Source organism: Pseudomonas silensiensis (assembly GCF_050434865.1).
Lineage (GTDB): Bacteria > Pseudomonadota > Gammaproteobacteria > Pseudomonadales > Pseudomonadaceae > Aquipseudomonas > Aquipseudomonas fluorescens_W.
The window spans coordinates 38284-51952 of sequence record NZ_JBNDJH010000028.1 but is presented as its reverse complement, the minus strand read 5'-3'; the positions used below and the strand labels follow the sequence as shown (position 1 = coordinate 51952).

The 13669-nt window shown below is 59.9% G+C and carries 15 protein-coding genes; 10 read left to right on the top strand and 5 right to left on the bottom strand.

From position 1 onward, the window contains the following. Positions 1 to 90: 90 nt before the first annotated feature. Both QF010_RS29160 and QF010_RS29155 read left to right on the top strand, forming a co-directional pair. Complete coding sequence (locus QF010_RS29160) at positions 91 to 699, top strand: TetR/AcrR family transcriptional regulator (protein WP_429534471.1); 609 nt, start codon at positions 91 to 93, stop codon at positions 697 to 699. 139 nt (positions 700 to 838) lie between these two features. Next, on the top strand, positions 839 to 1378 hold the full coding sequence (locus tag QF010_RS29155; protein ID WP_429510868.1) for a DUF1003 domain-containing protein: 540 nt from the start codon (positions 839 to 841) through the stop codon (positions 1376 to 1378). 7 nt (positions 1379 to 1385) lie between these two features. Here QF010_RS29155 and QF010_RS29150 read toward each other — a convergent pair whose 3' ends face one another. Further along, positions 1386 to 2327, bottom strand: coding sequence for a LysR family transcriptional regulator (locus QF010_RS29150; RefSeq protein ID WP_429534470.1), 942 nt, complete (start codon positions 2325 to 2327; stop codon positions 1386 to 1388). Between the two features lie 15 nt (positions 2328 to 2342). Here QF010_RS29150 and QF010_RS29145 point away from each other — a divergent pair, with 15 nt between their 5' ends. Continuing rightward, entirely contained in the window at positions 2343 to 3050 is a 708-nt protein-coding gene (locus tag QF010_RS29145; RefSeq protein WP_429534469.1) for a CTP synthase C-terminal region-related (seleno)protein, read from the top strand. Continuing rightward, positions 3047 to 3370, top strand: coding sequence for an antibiotic biosynthesis monooxygenase family protein (locus QF010_RS29140; protein ID WP_429534468.1), 324 nt, complete (start codon positions 3047 to 3049; stop codon positions 3368 to 3370). The genes QF010_RS29145 and QF010_RS29140 overlap by 4 nt, the downstream gene beginning before the upstream one ends. Here the strand turns inward: QF010_RS29140 and QF010_RS29135 are convergent, their stop codons facing one another. Further along, entirely contained in the window at positions 3371 to 3736 is a 366-nt protein-coding gene (locus QF010_RS29135) for a DUF2025 family protein (RefSeq protein ID WP_050482808.1), read from the bottom strand. It abuts the gene before it with no gap. Between the two features lie 234 nt (positions 3737 to 3970). On the opposite strand from QF010_RS29135, the gene QF010_RS29130 reads away from it, so the two are divergent. From QF010_RS29130 to QF010_RS29120, 3 genes are all read left to right on the top strand, one after another. Then, the gene (locus tag QF010_RS29130) at positions 3971 to 5098 is read left to right on the top strand and encodes a glycerophosphodiester phosphodiesterase (protein ID WP_429510873.1); all 1128 of its coding nucleotides are present in this window, start codon (positions 3971 to 3973) and stop codon (positions 5096 to 5098) included. A 109-nt stretch (positions 5099 to 5207) separates the two neighbouring features. Then, positions 5208 to 5513, top strand: a complete 306-nt coding sequence (locus tag QF010_RS29125; protein WP_033056770.1) for a PepSY domain-containing protein — start codon at positions 5208 to 5210, stop codon at positions 5511 to 5513. 134 nt (positions 5514 to 5647) lie between these two features. After that, positions 5648 to 6826, top strand: a complete 1179-nt coding sequence (locus QF010_RS29120) for a GAF domain-containing sensor histidine kinase (RefSeq protein WP_429534467.1) — start codon at positions 5648 to 5650, stop codon at positions 6824 to 6826. Here the strand turns inward: QF010_RS29120 and QF010_RS29115 are convergent. Together QF010_RS29115 and QF010_RS29110 are read right to left on the bottom strand one after the other, a co-directional pair. After that, positions 6823 to 7260, bottom strand: a complete 438-nt coding sequence (locus QF010_RS29115) for a hypothetical protein (protein ID WP_429534466.1) — start codon at positions 7258 to 7260, stop codon at positions 6823 to 6825. The genes QF010_RS29120 and QF010_RS29115 overlap by 4 nt on opposite strands. Positions 7261 to 7372: 112 nt before the next feature. Then, a complete protein-coding gene (locus QF010_RS29110) occupies positions 7373 to 8998 on the bottom strand; it encodes a methyl-accepting chemotaxis protein (protein WP_429534465.1) in 1626 nt (541 codons plus the stop codon). Positions 8999 to 9301: 303 nt separating this feature from the next. Between QF010_RS29110 and QF010_RS29105 the strand changes: the two genes are divergently transcribed. Continuing rightward, on the top strand, positions 9302 to 10324 hold the full coding sequence (locus QF010_RS29105; protein WP_046056195.1) for a transporter: 1023 nt from the start codon (positions 9302 to 9304) through the stop codon (positions 10322 to 10324). A gap of 169 nt (positions 10325 to 10493) precedes the next feature. Beyond that, entirely contained in the window at positions 10494 to 12107 is a 1614-nt protein-coding gene (locus tag QF010_RS29100) for an inorganic phosphate transporter (protein WP_429534464.1), read from the top strand. Between the two features lie 43 nt (positions 12108 to 12150). Here QF010_RS29100 and QF010_RS29095 read toward each other — a convergent pair whose 3' ends face one another. Beyond that, the gene (locus QF010_RS29095; RefSeq protein ID WP_429534463.1) at positions 12151 to 12588 is read right to left on the bottom strand and encodes a multidrug/biocide efflux PACE transporter; all 438 of its coding nucleotides are present in this window, start codon (positions 12586 to 12588) and stop codon (positions 12151 to 12153) included. A gap of 90 nt (positions 12589 to 12678) precedes the next feature. Here QF010_RS29095 and QF010_RS29090 point away from each other — a divergent pair, with 90 nt between their 5' ends. Then, positions 12679 to 13533, top strand: a complete 855-nt coding sequence (locus QF010_RS29090; protein WP_429534462.1) for a LysR family transcriptional regulator — start codon at positions 12679 to 12681, stop codon at positions 13531 to 13533. The last annotated feature ends 136 nt before the right edge of the window (positions 13534 to 13669 follow it).

Here is a 13669-nt window from a genome sequence, read left to right as displayed (position 1 = left end):
CTGCACAGTGTAGTTTCTAGGTTGCATCAAACCCGATCACAAGTAAACTGCCAAGTGTAATTCTCCACTTCTTCCTGCCGAAGCGTACTTATGACAGCTCCACAGCGCCTCACCGACCGAAAACGCGAAGCCATCATTCAGGCTGCGATTGCCGAATTCCGTGCCAACGGTTTCGACATCACCAGCATGGACAAGATCGCCGCCACCGCCGGCGTGTCGAAGCGCACGGTGTACAACCATTTCCCCAGCAAGGAAGAGTTGTTCGCCGAAATCCTCAATCAATTATGGGCGCGGGTGACGTCAGAACAGGAAACGCCCTACCACCCTGACCAGCCGCTGCGCGACCAGATGCGCCGGATGCTGATGGCGAAATTGCAGATGATGGGCGATGACAATTTTCTCGACTTGGCGCGAGTGGCCATCGCCGCCACCATCCATTCCCCTGAGCGTGCGCAGAACATGGTTGCCCGAATGGGTGAGCGCGAAGAAGGCCTGACTGTGTGGATCCGCGCCGCTCAGGCCGATGGCCGTTTGAAACCAGTCGCCCCCGAATTCGCCGCACAACAGATCCAGGGAATGCTCAAATCCTTTGCGTTCTGGCCACAGATTTCCATGGGCCTGCCCGGCCTGTCAGCCGAGATGCAGACCACGGTGGTGGATTCGGCGCTGGACATGTTCCTGGCCTGTTATCAGCTCTGAATCGAGTTGCAATAAATGACAAGGTCTGCCGATTTACCGATCACAGGTCGCTCTGAATAAAACACCGCAATGTGTTTCAGAATGAAACTGGCGCTGGGGCTATAGTGAGCCTCAGTCCCAGCGCCATGCAGAGAGCACCATGACCACCACGACCTCCGACACTCAACCCGCCCTCCCCGTTGACCATCTGCGCTTTCATCGCCCCCATGCCCACCTTGCGCCCACGTTCGGCAACGACAAATTTGCGCTGCGTGCCGAGGCCTTTGCGCGGTTCTTCGGCACGCCGACCTTTCTCGGTGCGCAGACGCTGATCGTGGTGTTATGGGTTTGCCTCAATGTGTTTGGCGTGGCGCACTTCGATCTCTACCCGTTCATCCTGCTCAACCTGGCGTTCAGCCTGCAATCGGCGTATGCCGCGCCGTTGATTCTGCTGGCCCAGACCCGTCAAGCGGCGCGGGATAAAGCCCAGTCCGACGCCGACGCCCTGCACCGCGAAACCCTGGCCGTCGCCAACAGTGAACGTCAGGCGCAAGCGGCGCAGAACACCGCGCAACTGCTGGAGTTGCTCGAACAAAACACCCGGCTCACCGAAATGACCAAGGCCCTCACCGAACGCATTGAAAGCCTGACCTCGGAAATGCATCAACACTTCGTGCGCAAGGATCAGCCGAAGGTTTAGCGCTCGGTCAAGGCAATCGAAGCGCCCGCCCCAACTCATCGAACAACGTCACCACCGAGCGCAAGGCGCGGCAGTCCGGGCGGGTCAGCAACCAGAGCGCCGTGTCGTAACCGTGTAGCGGCTCACTCAACGGTTGCAGCCCGTCACCGATGAGGAAGTCCGGCAATGCCGCGACACCAAGCCCGGCCCGCACCAGTTCAGTCACCGACAACATGCTGTTGCAGCGATAACCCGGTGTGACGCCGGGCAACTGCTGACGGCGCCACGCGACGGTGGGGTGATCGGGAAGGAAGTCGTCCGGGGCGATCCAGGTCAGCGAAGCCAAGTCTTCGGAATCGACCGATTTCAGATACGCCTCGCTGGCGCAGACTCGATACGACACCTGGGCCAATCGCCGGCCTACCAAGTGCTCGGGCGGTGTACGAGTCAGGCGCAAGGCGATATCCGCGTCCCGGCGGCTGAGGTTGGCGAAGTCGTTGGAGGTGCTCAACTCGATGGTCAGCGCCGGGTAGCCGGGCATGAACTTCGCCAACGCCGGCAGCAGCAAGCCTTGCAAGACCGAGTCGGTGCAGGTCAGGCGCACCGTGCCGCTGATGACTTCACCGCCCTGCTCCACGCCAATGCGCGCCGCCTCCAGCGCCTGTTCGGCCCGCTCAGCCTGCTCGGCCAGGGTTTGCGCCAACGTGGTGGGCAAGTAGCCGGCGCGGCTCTTTTCGAACAGTTGCTGGCCCAGCGCCGCTTCCAGTCGGCGCACCGCGCGAAACACTGTCGAGACGTCGACTTTCAACAGCGTCGACGCCCGGGCCAGAGAGCCGCCGCGCACCAGCGCGAGGATCAGGGACAGGTCGGGGTACTCCAGTCGATAGTGCGTCGGTGCATTGATCAATTGGGATAACGCCAATATTGAGTGCGTGAACGCCAATTTATAGTGGGTACCAGGAATCAACAAGCGTGGAGCGCACTCATGGAAACCCGCCCAATCCGCATCGCACTGATCGGCGATTACGACCCGCACGTCACCGCTCACCAGGCCATCCCCATCGCCCTCGGCATGGCCGCTGAAGATGTGAACACAGACGTGCAGCTCCAGTGGTTGGCCACCGACCGCATCGGCACCGATGCGCCATTGGCTGGCTTCGACGGTTTCTGGTGCGTGCCCGCCAGCCCTTACCGCGATATGGACGGTGCGTTGCGGGCGATTCGTTTTGCCCGTGAACAGCAACGCCCCTTCCTGGGTACCTGTGGCGGTTTTCAACACGCAGTACTCGAATACGCCCGACATGTTCTGGGCTGGGAAGATGCCGAACACGGCGAGACATCGCCCGATGCGACGCGAGCGCTGATCACGCCACTGAGCTGTTCCCTGGTGGAGGCCGTCGACAACATTCATCTGGTTGAAGGCTCGTTGATCGCCGAGGCGTACGAAAGCGCTGAGATTGTCGAAGGATATCGCTGCCGCTACGGCGTTAATCCAGCGTTCGAACATGAGTTATTGACCCAACAGTTGTGCGCTGTTGGACACGATGCTTCGGGCGACTTGCGTGCGGTGGAACTCAAAGGGCATCCGTTCTTCGTCGCGACGCTGTTCCAACCTGAACGCGCAGCACTCAAGGGCAAGCTGCCGCCGCTGGTCCGTGCGTTGATCGCAGCTTGCAAGAGGCAGAAGTCATGATCGCCAAGACTCCGCCAGCGCCTTACTACGCGGTGATTTTTACCTCCCTGCGCACCGACGGTGATCAGGGTTACGAGCAGGCCGCCACGCGCATGGTCGAACTGGCCCGTGAGCAACCCGGTTTCCTGGGTGTGGAATCGGCTCGGGGTGAAGACGGGCTCGGGATAACGGTGTCCTACTGGGCCAGCGAAGCGGCGATCCTGGCGTGGAAACATCATCCCGAGCACAGTGAGATTCTCGAACGCGGGCGCTCGACCTGGTATTCATCTTGCCATACGCGGGTGTGCAAGGTCGAGCGGGCGTATCGGTTTGATCAGTGACTACTTGGCGCTCTGAAGAACGCCACCACAGCCACCGCAACAGCTCTGCACCAGACTGCGAACCGCCGAAATCTCCGGCACTTCCCGCCGATTCATGTACACCCGCAACGGCTCGGTGATGTTGATCCGGTCATCGATATTTTGATCCAGCAACAACTGAATCAACTCACGCTTGAGCGTCATGGCCTGCGCGGAACCTGGGGCCCAGACGAATTCGCTGGTGGGAATAATGCCGTCATCCGCCACGTCCATGCCGAAAGAGTCTTCGCTGAAACGAACGATGTACTGGCCAGTCTTGCGATTGAGGCCGACGAAGCCTTTGAGTTGGTCGGCGGCCTGGCAGATGAGCTCGGAAGTGATGCGCATGATAAACCTCACAGAAGGTCGCAAAGGACCGGTGATCGATGGTTTACACGCAGGGCAAGCGAATGGGTGTTCCCTCTGCCGGGGTAACTGCCGGGGCCAAGAGTACTGCAAAGAAGCGCACAAAAGCGCTGAAAAAATCTGCTTTAAACACGTTTATGTCGGTCTGGCGATAGCGCAAGCGGCGCTCAGTTGTTAAAAGATACGTCTTTGAAAATCTGCGAAAGGACCTCGACCATGCCTGTTACCTTCACCAAGAGTGCCCTGCTGCTGAGTCTGATGCTGGGTCTCGGCCAGGCACAGGCCGCCAGCGAGCCAAGCCCCACCGCGCTGGCCACCCGCATGGGCATTCCGCATCCGGCCGTGATCGCCCACCGTGGCGCGTCCTTCGATGCACCGGAATCCACCGCCGCCGCCTACAAACTGGCCCGCGATCTGGGTGCCGATTACCTGGAACTGGACCTGCAACGCAGCAAGGATGGCGTGCTCTTCGCCCTGCACGACAACAACCTGCAACGCACCACCGACGTCGCCAGCAAATTCCCTGAACGCAAGGACCGCCCGGCCAACGAGTTCACTATCGCCGAGCTGAAAACCCTCGATGCCGGCAGCTGGTTCAACACCGCCTACCCGGATCGCGCGCGTCCTGCGTACGTCGGTCTGAAAGTTCTGACCCTCGACGAAATCATCGACATTGCCCAAGGCAACCCGCTGCACAAACCCGGCCTGTACATCGAAACCAAAGAACCGAAGCAGTTTCCCGGGATCGAGCGCGACCTCAAGGAAAAACTCCAGGATCGCGGCTGGTTGAGCCCGGCGGGTTCGAAACTGGCGAAGAGCGATCTGGCGGTTGGCCAGGGCAAAGGTAAAGTCGTGCTGCAAACCTTCGAGAAAAGCAGCCTCGAACTGCTCGAGAAGGAAATGCCGAAAGTGCCGAAAATCCTGTTGTTGTGGGTCGGCGAAGGCAGCATCGAACCGAAATCCAAGGTGACGTTTGCCGAGTCCGGCGACAAGGACAAAGCCACTTACTACGCCAAACAGCAACCGAAAGACAAAGCCGAATTCCAGCAATGGGTCGAGTACGCCAAAGCCCAGGGCGCAATCGGCACCGGCCCTTCTGCCGCGCTGACCCAGGGTGGTGATCAGAGTTACTCGGATCTGGTGCAACCCTGGATGAACCAATACACCCACGATCAGGGCTTGTTGGTGCACGTGTACACCATCGACGATGCCGTGGATTACCAGAAAGTCATGGACGCCGGCGTCGACGGCATTTTCACCAACCGCGCCAGCGAACTGCTCAAGTTCTACAAACGCCCGGCGGCGGCCAGTGTTGCGCAGTTGCTGCAGAACAACGGTTACTGATGAACGAGGGGGCGATCTTCGCTCAGTCGCGTTGGGAGAATTAAGGGTGGATTAAGTTGCGCCGGTTAGCCTGATCCCACTTAAACAGATCACCCAAGGATAGAACCTCATGAAAACCCTGACTGCCCTGTTCACCGCCGCTGCGCTGACCCTCACCGCTGGCCTGGCCCAGGCCGATGTCCGCGTCGACCAGATCCCTGAGCTGGTCAAAAGCGGCAAGATCAAGCCATTGGAAGAAATGAATCAGGCTGCGCTGAAACTGCATCCGGGTGCGACCATCACCGACACGGATCTGGATAACCATTTCAACAACTATGAATACGAAGTCGAACTGAAAGCCGCTGACGGCACCGAGTGGGACGTGGATTTCGATGCCGCCACCGGCAAAGTCCTGAGCGACAAACAAGACACCTGATGCACAAACACCAAGCCGCACGATCTTCGGATCGTGCGGCTTTTTTGCACGTCAAATTCAGGCAATCAAGTCGCGCCAACACAGCGCCAGCCCGTTAGAATCCCACCACACCATTCATACAGGGATAGATTGAAATGGGGCAAGCAGCGGCAGCAGACATCGCCATGATCGGTCGGATCAGCGCGGTGCCGGCGATTCTTCAAGTGATCCGAGAACTGACGGGCCTGCGCTTCGCCGCCGTGGCCCGGATCACCGAACATTCGTGGACAGCGTGTGCGGTACTCGACCAGCTGAATGTCGGTTTGCAGGTCGGCGATGAGCTGGATCTTGTCACGACCCTGTGCCACGAAATTCGTCAGGCGCATCAGTCGGTGGTCATCGACAAGGCCAGTGATGACCCGCGTTACCGCGATCACCACACCCCTCGCCTCTATCCGTTCGAAAGCTACATCGCCGTGCCGATTTTTCGCACCGACGGACGTTTTTTCGGCACCCTCTGCGCCTTTGACCCCAACCCTGCGCCCCTCAAATCCAGCACGATCCAGAGCACCATGGAATCCTTCGCCCGGATGCTGACGCTGCAAATCGAGGCCGAAGAGAACCTGCAAAAAACCGAAGCAGCGCTGCGCAAGGAACGGGAAACCGCCGAACTGCGCGAACAGTTCATCGCCGTGCTCGGGCATGATCTGCGCAACCCTTTGTTCGCCATCAGCGCCGGTGCCGAAATGTTCCTGCGCAAACTACCCGATCCGGCGAATCAGCAGCGGGCCCGGCACATCCTCACCAGCGTCCGACGTGCAGCCAAACTGGTCGATGACGTTCTGGATTTCGCTCGCGGCTCTTGGGGCCGTGGCATTCCAGTGAACATCAAGCCGTGCCCGGATCTCGAGGATGCATTGCGGCGTGTGATTTCTGAAGTTCAGAGCGTCCATCCCGGCCGTACCCTTCAATCGTCCATCGGCGACCTGCACAGCGTTCAGTGTGATCGCGAGCGGGTCGCACAGTTACTCTCCAATCTGGTGGCGAACGCGGTTGCTCATGGCGATCCCGACGGCCCGATCGATATCAGCGCACAGATCAATGAAGGACAGTTCGTGCTGAGCGTGAACAATCAGGGGTTGATTGCGCAGGATACGTTGCCCCATCTATTCCGGCCCTACTCGCGATCGGCCTGCGGAACACCGCAGGCCGGCCTCGGGTTGGGGTTGTACATTGCCAGTCAGATTGCGCAGTCCCATGGCGAAAAACTGGACGTGGTCTCGACCGAGCAACAGGGCACGACGTTTACCTTCAGCCTTCCAATCCGGACTTAAGCGGTCGTACTGACCAAGGAACCGGAAGTGCTGCCACCTTCATCCTGCAACGCCTGCAACAACGCCGCCGTCGCGGTCTGCAACGAAGCTGAAGTGGCCGCCATCTGCGACTGAACCGCCGCGACGTCCGCCGCTTTGGCTTCGGCGCTTTCCTGTTTGGCCTGCGCCGCTTGCAGTTGCTGCTGTTGTTCCTGCAATTGCTTTTGCAGCTCGGCGATCTGCTTGCGCAGCTCTTTCACCGTGTCGGATTCTTCGCTGCTGCTGGAACTGCTGCCGCTCGCTGCGGGGGCGCCACCGGCGGATACCTTGGTGGTGTCGCTGGACGCCTCAGCGGTTGCAGTGACCGACGTGTCTTCGGTGCTGTCGCTGACAGCAGTCTTGTTCGAAGCAGTCGTGGCCGTCGGGGGGATCGAAACGGAAGTGATGCTGACCATGGCGGTTCTCCATTGGGTTTATAGGATTACCGTGGTCATCGACATCGACACTGCGGACTTGAGATCGACTGTGTACCGACTCGGTAAGCAAACCGGTACACAGCCATTCCCGTTACGCGCTTAAACGTGCCGTTACTTCATTCAACTGCCCCGACAACCCGTGCAGGTTGTGGCTGGCCGCTTCGGTGCGCTGTACGTTGTCCAGATTGGTGCTGGCGATGCTGGTGATCTCGGTGAGGTTGCGCGAGATGTCTTCGGCCACCGACGTCTGCTCTTCCGCGGCGGTGGCGATCTGGCGGTTCATGTCGCGGATGGCTTCCACGGCAAGGGTGATGCGCTCCAGCATGGCGCCGGCCTGAGTCACTTGCTCGACACTTTCCTCACTGCGTGACTGACCGCTTTCAATCGCCTGAGCGGCGTCCACCGCACCGGTTTGCACCGTTTGAATGATCTGGTTGATCTCGATGATCGACGCCGCCGTGCGCTGGGCCAGGCTGCGGACTTCATCGGCCACCACCGCAAAACCGCGCCCGGCTTCACCGGCACGGGCTGCTTCGATGGCGGCGTTGAGCGCCAGCAGATTGGTCTGCTCGGCGATGCCGCGAATCACTTCCAGTACCTTGCCGATGCGCCCGCTGTCGGTTTCCAGACGACGGATGACCGTGGCGGTATTGGCGATTTCGCCGCGCATTTGGGTGATGGTGTGAATGGTGCCCTGCATGACCTTTTCGCCCTGCTGGGCGGACTGGTCGGCATCATCGGCGGCACGTGCCGCGTCGGCTGCGTGACGTGCGACTTCTTGTGCGGTAGCAGACATTTCGTTCATCGCCGTGGCCACCTGATCGGTGCGGTTGAACTGCTCGTTAGTGCCGCTGGCCATCAGGGTGGCGATGGAATTCAGCTCACCGCTGGCACTGTCCAGATCCTTGGCGCTGCGCTGTAAACGGCTGAAGGTTTCGGCGAGGAAGTCGCGCAAGGTGTTGGCCGCTACCGCCAACCTGCCCAACTCATCCTGACGGGTGCTGGCCACGCGTTCGGCAAACTTGCCTTGGCTGAGTTGCGCCACGTATTCGATCAGTTTGCGAATCGGTTCGACCAGGTTGCGGTTGATCAGCCACAGGCTCAACAACCCGATCAGCAGACCCGAGGCGAGCATCACGATGATCCCCAGCAACACGGTGCGGTCGGCGTCGGCGCTGATCAGTTTCGATTGCTCGGCACCCTGCTTGCGCAATTCGCTGACCAACTCGCTCATCTGATCGCTGGTTGCGCGGTCCACCCCTTTGACCGCAGTGTCGCCAGCCGTTGGGTCGGCGCCTGCCGCCACGTAGGCGTCACGGCCCTTCTGATAAGCCGCGCCTAACAGACGATGTTCGTCCCGCAGGCGTTCGATGCGAGTCTTGAGTGACGGCTCGATACCCTTCTGTCCGGCCAGTTCACCGAGGATGCCCTGCACGTCGCGCTGACGGTCTTCGAATTGCTTCCAGTATTTGTCCAGGTCCGCAGGCTGCTTGCCGCGTAGCAGGACGTTTTTCCACTCCTGTACCTGCACCTTGAATTGCAGGTTGGCTTCATCGATCAATTGCGAGGTGTGCAGTGGGCCTTCGACCAGATTCGCGTAGTTCTGAACACCGCTGGACAGAAAGTGAAAGCAGGCCAGGGCGATCAGCAGCATCGCGAACAGACTGCCGCTCAGCAGGGCGAGAATTTGCGCTCTCAAGGACTTTTGCAAAAACATCGGGAGGTACTCATGACAGGAATGAGGCACGCCGCAACAAGGCGTGAAAGGTGTCCGGACATCCCTGTCTGCGACCTTGGTTCGTGGCCAAAGCCGTGCAAGTTAACGTCAGCGTAATCGGCGTCCCAGAGCGGTTCTTGAATGAAATCCGACCATCGGTACGGCCACTATTTTGCCGCCATCCAACTGTCACAAAACCGTCAAAACTCCTTGCGATGATGCGGCTCAAGTGAACCTGCAAAATCCGCCGTAACGCGACCTGCTACACAAAGTGACCGACAGCGCCTCCTTCAGTGAGACCTCATGAACCACAGCATCGACCAAAGTCATCGCGACACGGACCTGTTCGGTCTGCTGTACGGTTTCAGTTTTCGCCCCGGCGAGCGCGGGCGGGAGCTCGATTCGGCCAAGGCCTTGCAGTGCCTGCAACATCCCGGCGACAACGACGAATTTCTCTGGCTGCACCTGAATCTGGCTCATGCGGCGTGCGAGCGCTGGATGAAAAGCCATCTGGAATTGCCCGACGAATTTTTCGAAGCGCTGCATGAGGGCTCCCGTTCGACGCGCATCGAGCATGTGGATTCGGCGTTGCTGGCGGTGGTCAACGATGTGGTGTTTAACCTCAGCAGCATGGTCTCGTCCGATGTTTCGACGCTGTGGGTTTGCGCCCGCAGTCGGCTGATCGTCAGCGCACGCCTGCAACCGCTGCATTCGGTGGACAAGCTGCGCTCGTCGGTGAAGGCCGGTGAGTGCTTTCGCTCGCCGCTGGAATTGCTGGTGCATCTGCTGCGCGATCAAGGCGAAGTGCTGACCCAGATCGTGCGCAAGACCAGCCTCAGTGTCGACCAGATCGAAGATGAGCTGCTGTCCTCGCGGCTGTCGACTAATCGTGCCGAACTGGGTGCCAACCGACGGGTGCTGGTGCGCCTGCAACGCTTGTTGGCGCTGGAACCGGGCTCGTTGCTGCGCCTGCTCAATCGCCCGCCGCAGTGGTTGCAAAAGGAGGACGTCAAGGAGCTGCGCAAGTCCACCGAGGAGTTCGCGCTGATCATCAACGACCTCACGGCGCTGGGCGAACGGATCAAGCTGTTGCAGGAAGAAATCGCCGCCAACCTCAACGAACAGAGCAACCGCACGCTGTTCACCCTGACCGTGGTCACGGTGCTGGCGTTGCCGATCAACATCATCGCCGGTTTTTTTGGCATGAACGTCGGTGGCGTGCCACTTTCCGGCGACCCGGAAGGGTTCTGGATTCTGGTGGCATTGGTCGCGACGTTTACCGTGATCGCCGGGCGTTGGGCGTTTCGCAAGCGCCAGGATTATTGAGCCTCACACAGCACCTGTAGCAGCAGGCTTCGCCAGCTGCTACAGGGTTCACCGGTGGACTCGGATCAACGGATCTGTAAAAACCCAAAACACTGACCCAGCGCAGCTTCCCTGTAACATTCAGCAACGATCATGGGCGACACTCCTTCTTCCCTCAGGATTGTCCGTCATGGCTACTCCTTCCTTCACCGCCGCCCAGGCGCCCGCCCGTAGCGCCAAACCGCAACTCGATAAAAAGCCCAGCTTATTGACCATCGTTATTTTCTTCGCCGTGCTGGGCTGCGGGCTGTTGTTCACCGCCTACAGCCTGATGCACGACATGAACGAACTCGGCACCGTGGTGACCACATGGACGCCGTTTCTGCTGTTGGGCGTGGCGCTGCTGATTGCCCTCGGCTTTGAGTTCGTCAACGGTTTCCACGACACCGCCAACGCCGTGGCCACGGTGATTTACACCAACTCCTTGCCGCCGAATTTCGCGGTGGCCTGGTCCGGGTTCTTCAACTTCCTCGGGGTGCTGTTGTCCAGCGGCGCGGTGGCGTTCGGCATCATCGCCCTGCTGCCGGTGGAGCTGATTCTGCAAGTCGGTTCCTCCGCCGGTTTCGCGATGATCTTCGCCCTGTTGATCGCCGCGATCCTGTGGAACCTCGGCACCTGGTGGCTGGGCTTGCCGGCGTCTTCGTCGCACACCCTGATCGGCTCGATCATCGGCGTCGGCGTGGCCAATGCCCTGATGCACGGTCGTGACGGCACCAGCGGTGTGGACTGGGCGCAGGCAACCAAAGTCGGCTATGCGCTGTTGCTGTCGCCGCTGATCGGCTTCGCGTTTGCCGCGCTGTTGCTGCTGGCCTTGCGTGCTTTCGTGAAGAATCGTGCGCTGTATAAAGCACCGAAGGGTGACACTCCGCCACCGTGGTGGATTCGCGGCATGTTGATCCTGACGTGCACTGGCGTGTCTTTCGCCCACGGTTCCAACGATGGCCAGAAAGGCATGGGCCTGATCATGCTGATTCTGGTCGGCACGCTGCCGATGGCATATGCGCTGAACCGCACCATGCCGGCGGACCAGGCGCTGCAGTTTGCCGCCGTGGCCGAAGTCACCCAGCAAGCACTGGTCAAAAGTGCGCCGCTGCCAGCGCCGGCCGACCCGCGTCCGGTGCTGTCCGATTACGTGCGCAGCAAGGAAGTCACGCCGCAACTGATCCCCGCCCTCGCCGCGTTGACCGGCAATATCGGTAACGAAGTGAAGGGCTACGGCTCGCTCTCGAAAGTCCCCGCCGAGGCCATGGGCAACGTGCGTAACGACATGTACCTGACCAGCGAAACCATTCGCCTGATGGACAAAAACAAGGTCGGCAACTTCGACGCCGACACCACCGGCAAACTGCAACTGTTCAAGCAGCAGATCGACAACGCCACGCGGTTCATTCCGCTGTGGGTAAAAATCGCGGTGGCCATCGCCCTGGGGTTGGGCACCATGGTCGGCTGGAAGCGCATCGTGGTGACGGTCGGCGAGAAGATCGGCAAGACCCACCTGACGTATGCGCAAGGCGCCTCGGCGGAAACCGTCGCGATGCTGACCATCGGCGCGGCAGACATGTTCGGCCTGCCGGTCTCAACCACGCACGTGTTGTCTTCGGGCGTGGCCGGGACCATGGTCGCCAACGGCGGTGGCTTGCAGATGAAGACCATCCGCAACTTGCTGATGGCCTGGGTGTTGACCTTACCGGCGGCGATTCTGTTGTCGGGCAGTTTGTATTGGTTGTTCACCCGGTTGTTCTGAGATCAGGTGGTGTTTTTGTAAACGCCACCAAGATCTTTTGCTTCTATCCCGAGACAGCCTGGCGCATCAGCACCCGCTCGCGCACCACGTCATAGACCCAGTGGTAGACGTAGGTGTACGGCAGGAAAAACAGCAACACGCCGATATCCAGCACGAACGCTTGCCACAGGCTGACCTTCAGCCACCAGGCTATCAACGGCACACCCACCGCGACCAGACCGCCTTCGAACAACAGCGCATGGACGACACGGACCCACGCGTTGTGCGCGATGTCGTAGTGTTTGAGCGCACGGTCGAACAATCCGTTGAAGATCACGTTCCAGACCAGGGCGAGTGCCGCGAGAGCCATGGTCACGAGGCCCATGTCGAGCATCGGTTTGTCCATGATCCACGCCAGCAACGGGGTACAGATCAGGATGGCCAGCAATTCGAAACCAATGGCCTGGAAAATACGTTCAGTGATGGATTTGTTGGCGCTCATGGCCAGACTCCTCTGAGTGACTGTGGTTGCCATGATCCTTCTTCACACCGATACTTCATAACCAATAACCATCGATCAAGGCGATAGTTCATGGCCTCTCAAGAAGTGTTGCAGGCCTTCGTTCAGGCAGCGACTCAAGGCTCGTTTTCCGCCGCAGCGCGCAAACTGGGCCGCAGTCAGTCGACCATCAGCGCCGCCGTGGCCAGCCTTGAAATCGACTTGAACCTGACCCTGTTCGACCGCAGCAGCCGCAAGCCGAGCCTGACACCGGCCGGGCACGTGATGCTGCAACGGGCCGAGGAAATCCTGGCCGCCACCAGCCGACTGGAAATGACTGCCAGCCAACTGTCCCAAGGGGTCGAGCCAAAACTGACCGTGGCGATTTCCGACACGTATCAGTCCGACCGCTTCGAAGCGGCGCTCAGTGCTTTCGAGCAACGTTATCCAGATCTGGAACTTGAATGCCTGATCGCCGAGTGCGATGACCTGGTGGCCTTGGTGCAACGGGGCCGGGCGCATGTGGCCTTCGCCGAAAAGCAAGACAGTTACCCGCCGGACCTGGTCAGTTCGACCGTGGAAGAACGGACCGAAATTGCCCTGTTCGTGTCCCGCGAGCATCCGTTGGCGGCGCTAGACCACATCGATCAAGACGTGCTGCAACAACACCGTGAGCTGCGCCTGGCGACGATCGTCAATCCGTATGAAAGCCGTGCGAAGGGGCGCGTCTGGTCGGCGCCGAGTTATCTGATGCTGCTGGAAATGGCCCAGGGCGGATTCGGCTGGGCGCCGTTGCCGCGGTGGCTGGTGGAGCGGTTTGGGCCAGGGACGTTGCAGGAACTGGACGTGCGCGGCTGGCCGAAACCGGTGTTCGTCGATGCACTGTGGTCGCGGCTGCATCCGCCAGGGCCGGCGGGGAGTTGGTTGCTTGGCAAGATGCTGGAATAGCGTTGGCGATGGTAAGGGCCACCCCTCCCCAGCCCTCTCCCCACGGGGAAGAGAGGGAAAGGGAGCTCGATCTCCATAGTTTTCAGAACCTGAGTTCGACTCGATTTTTCAGGTCGATGTAACTCGAAAGAACACC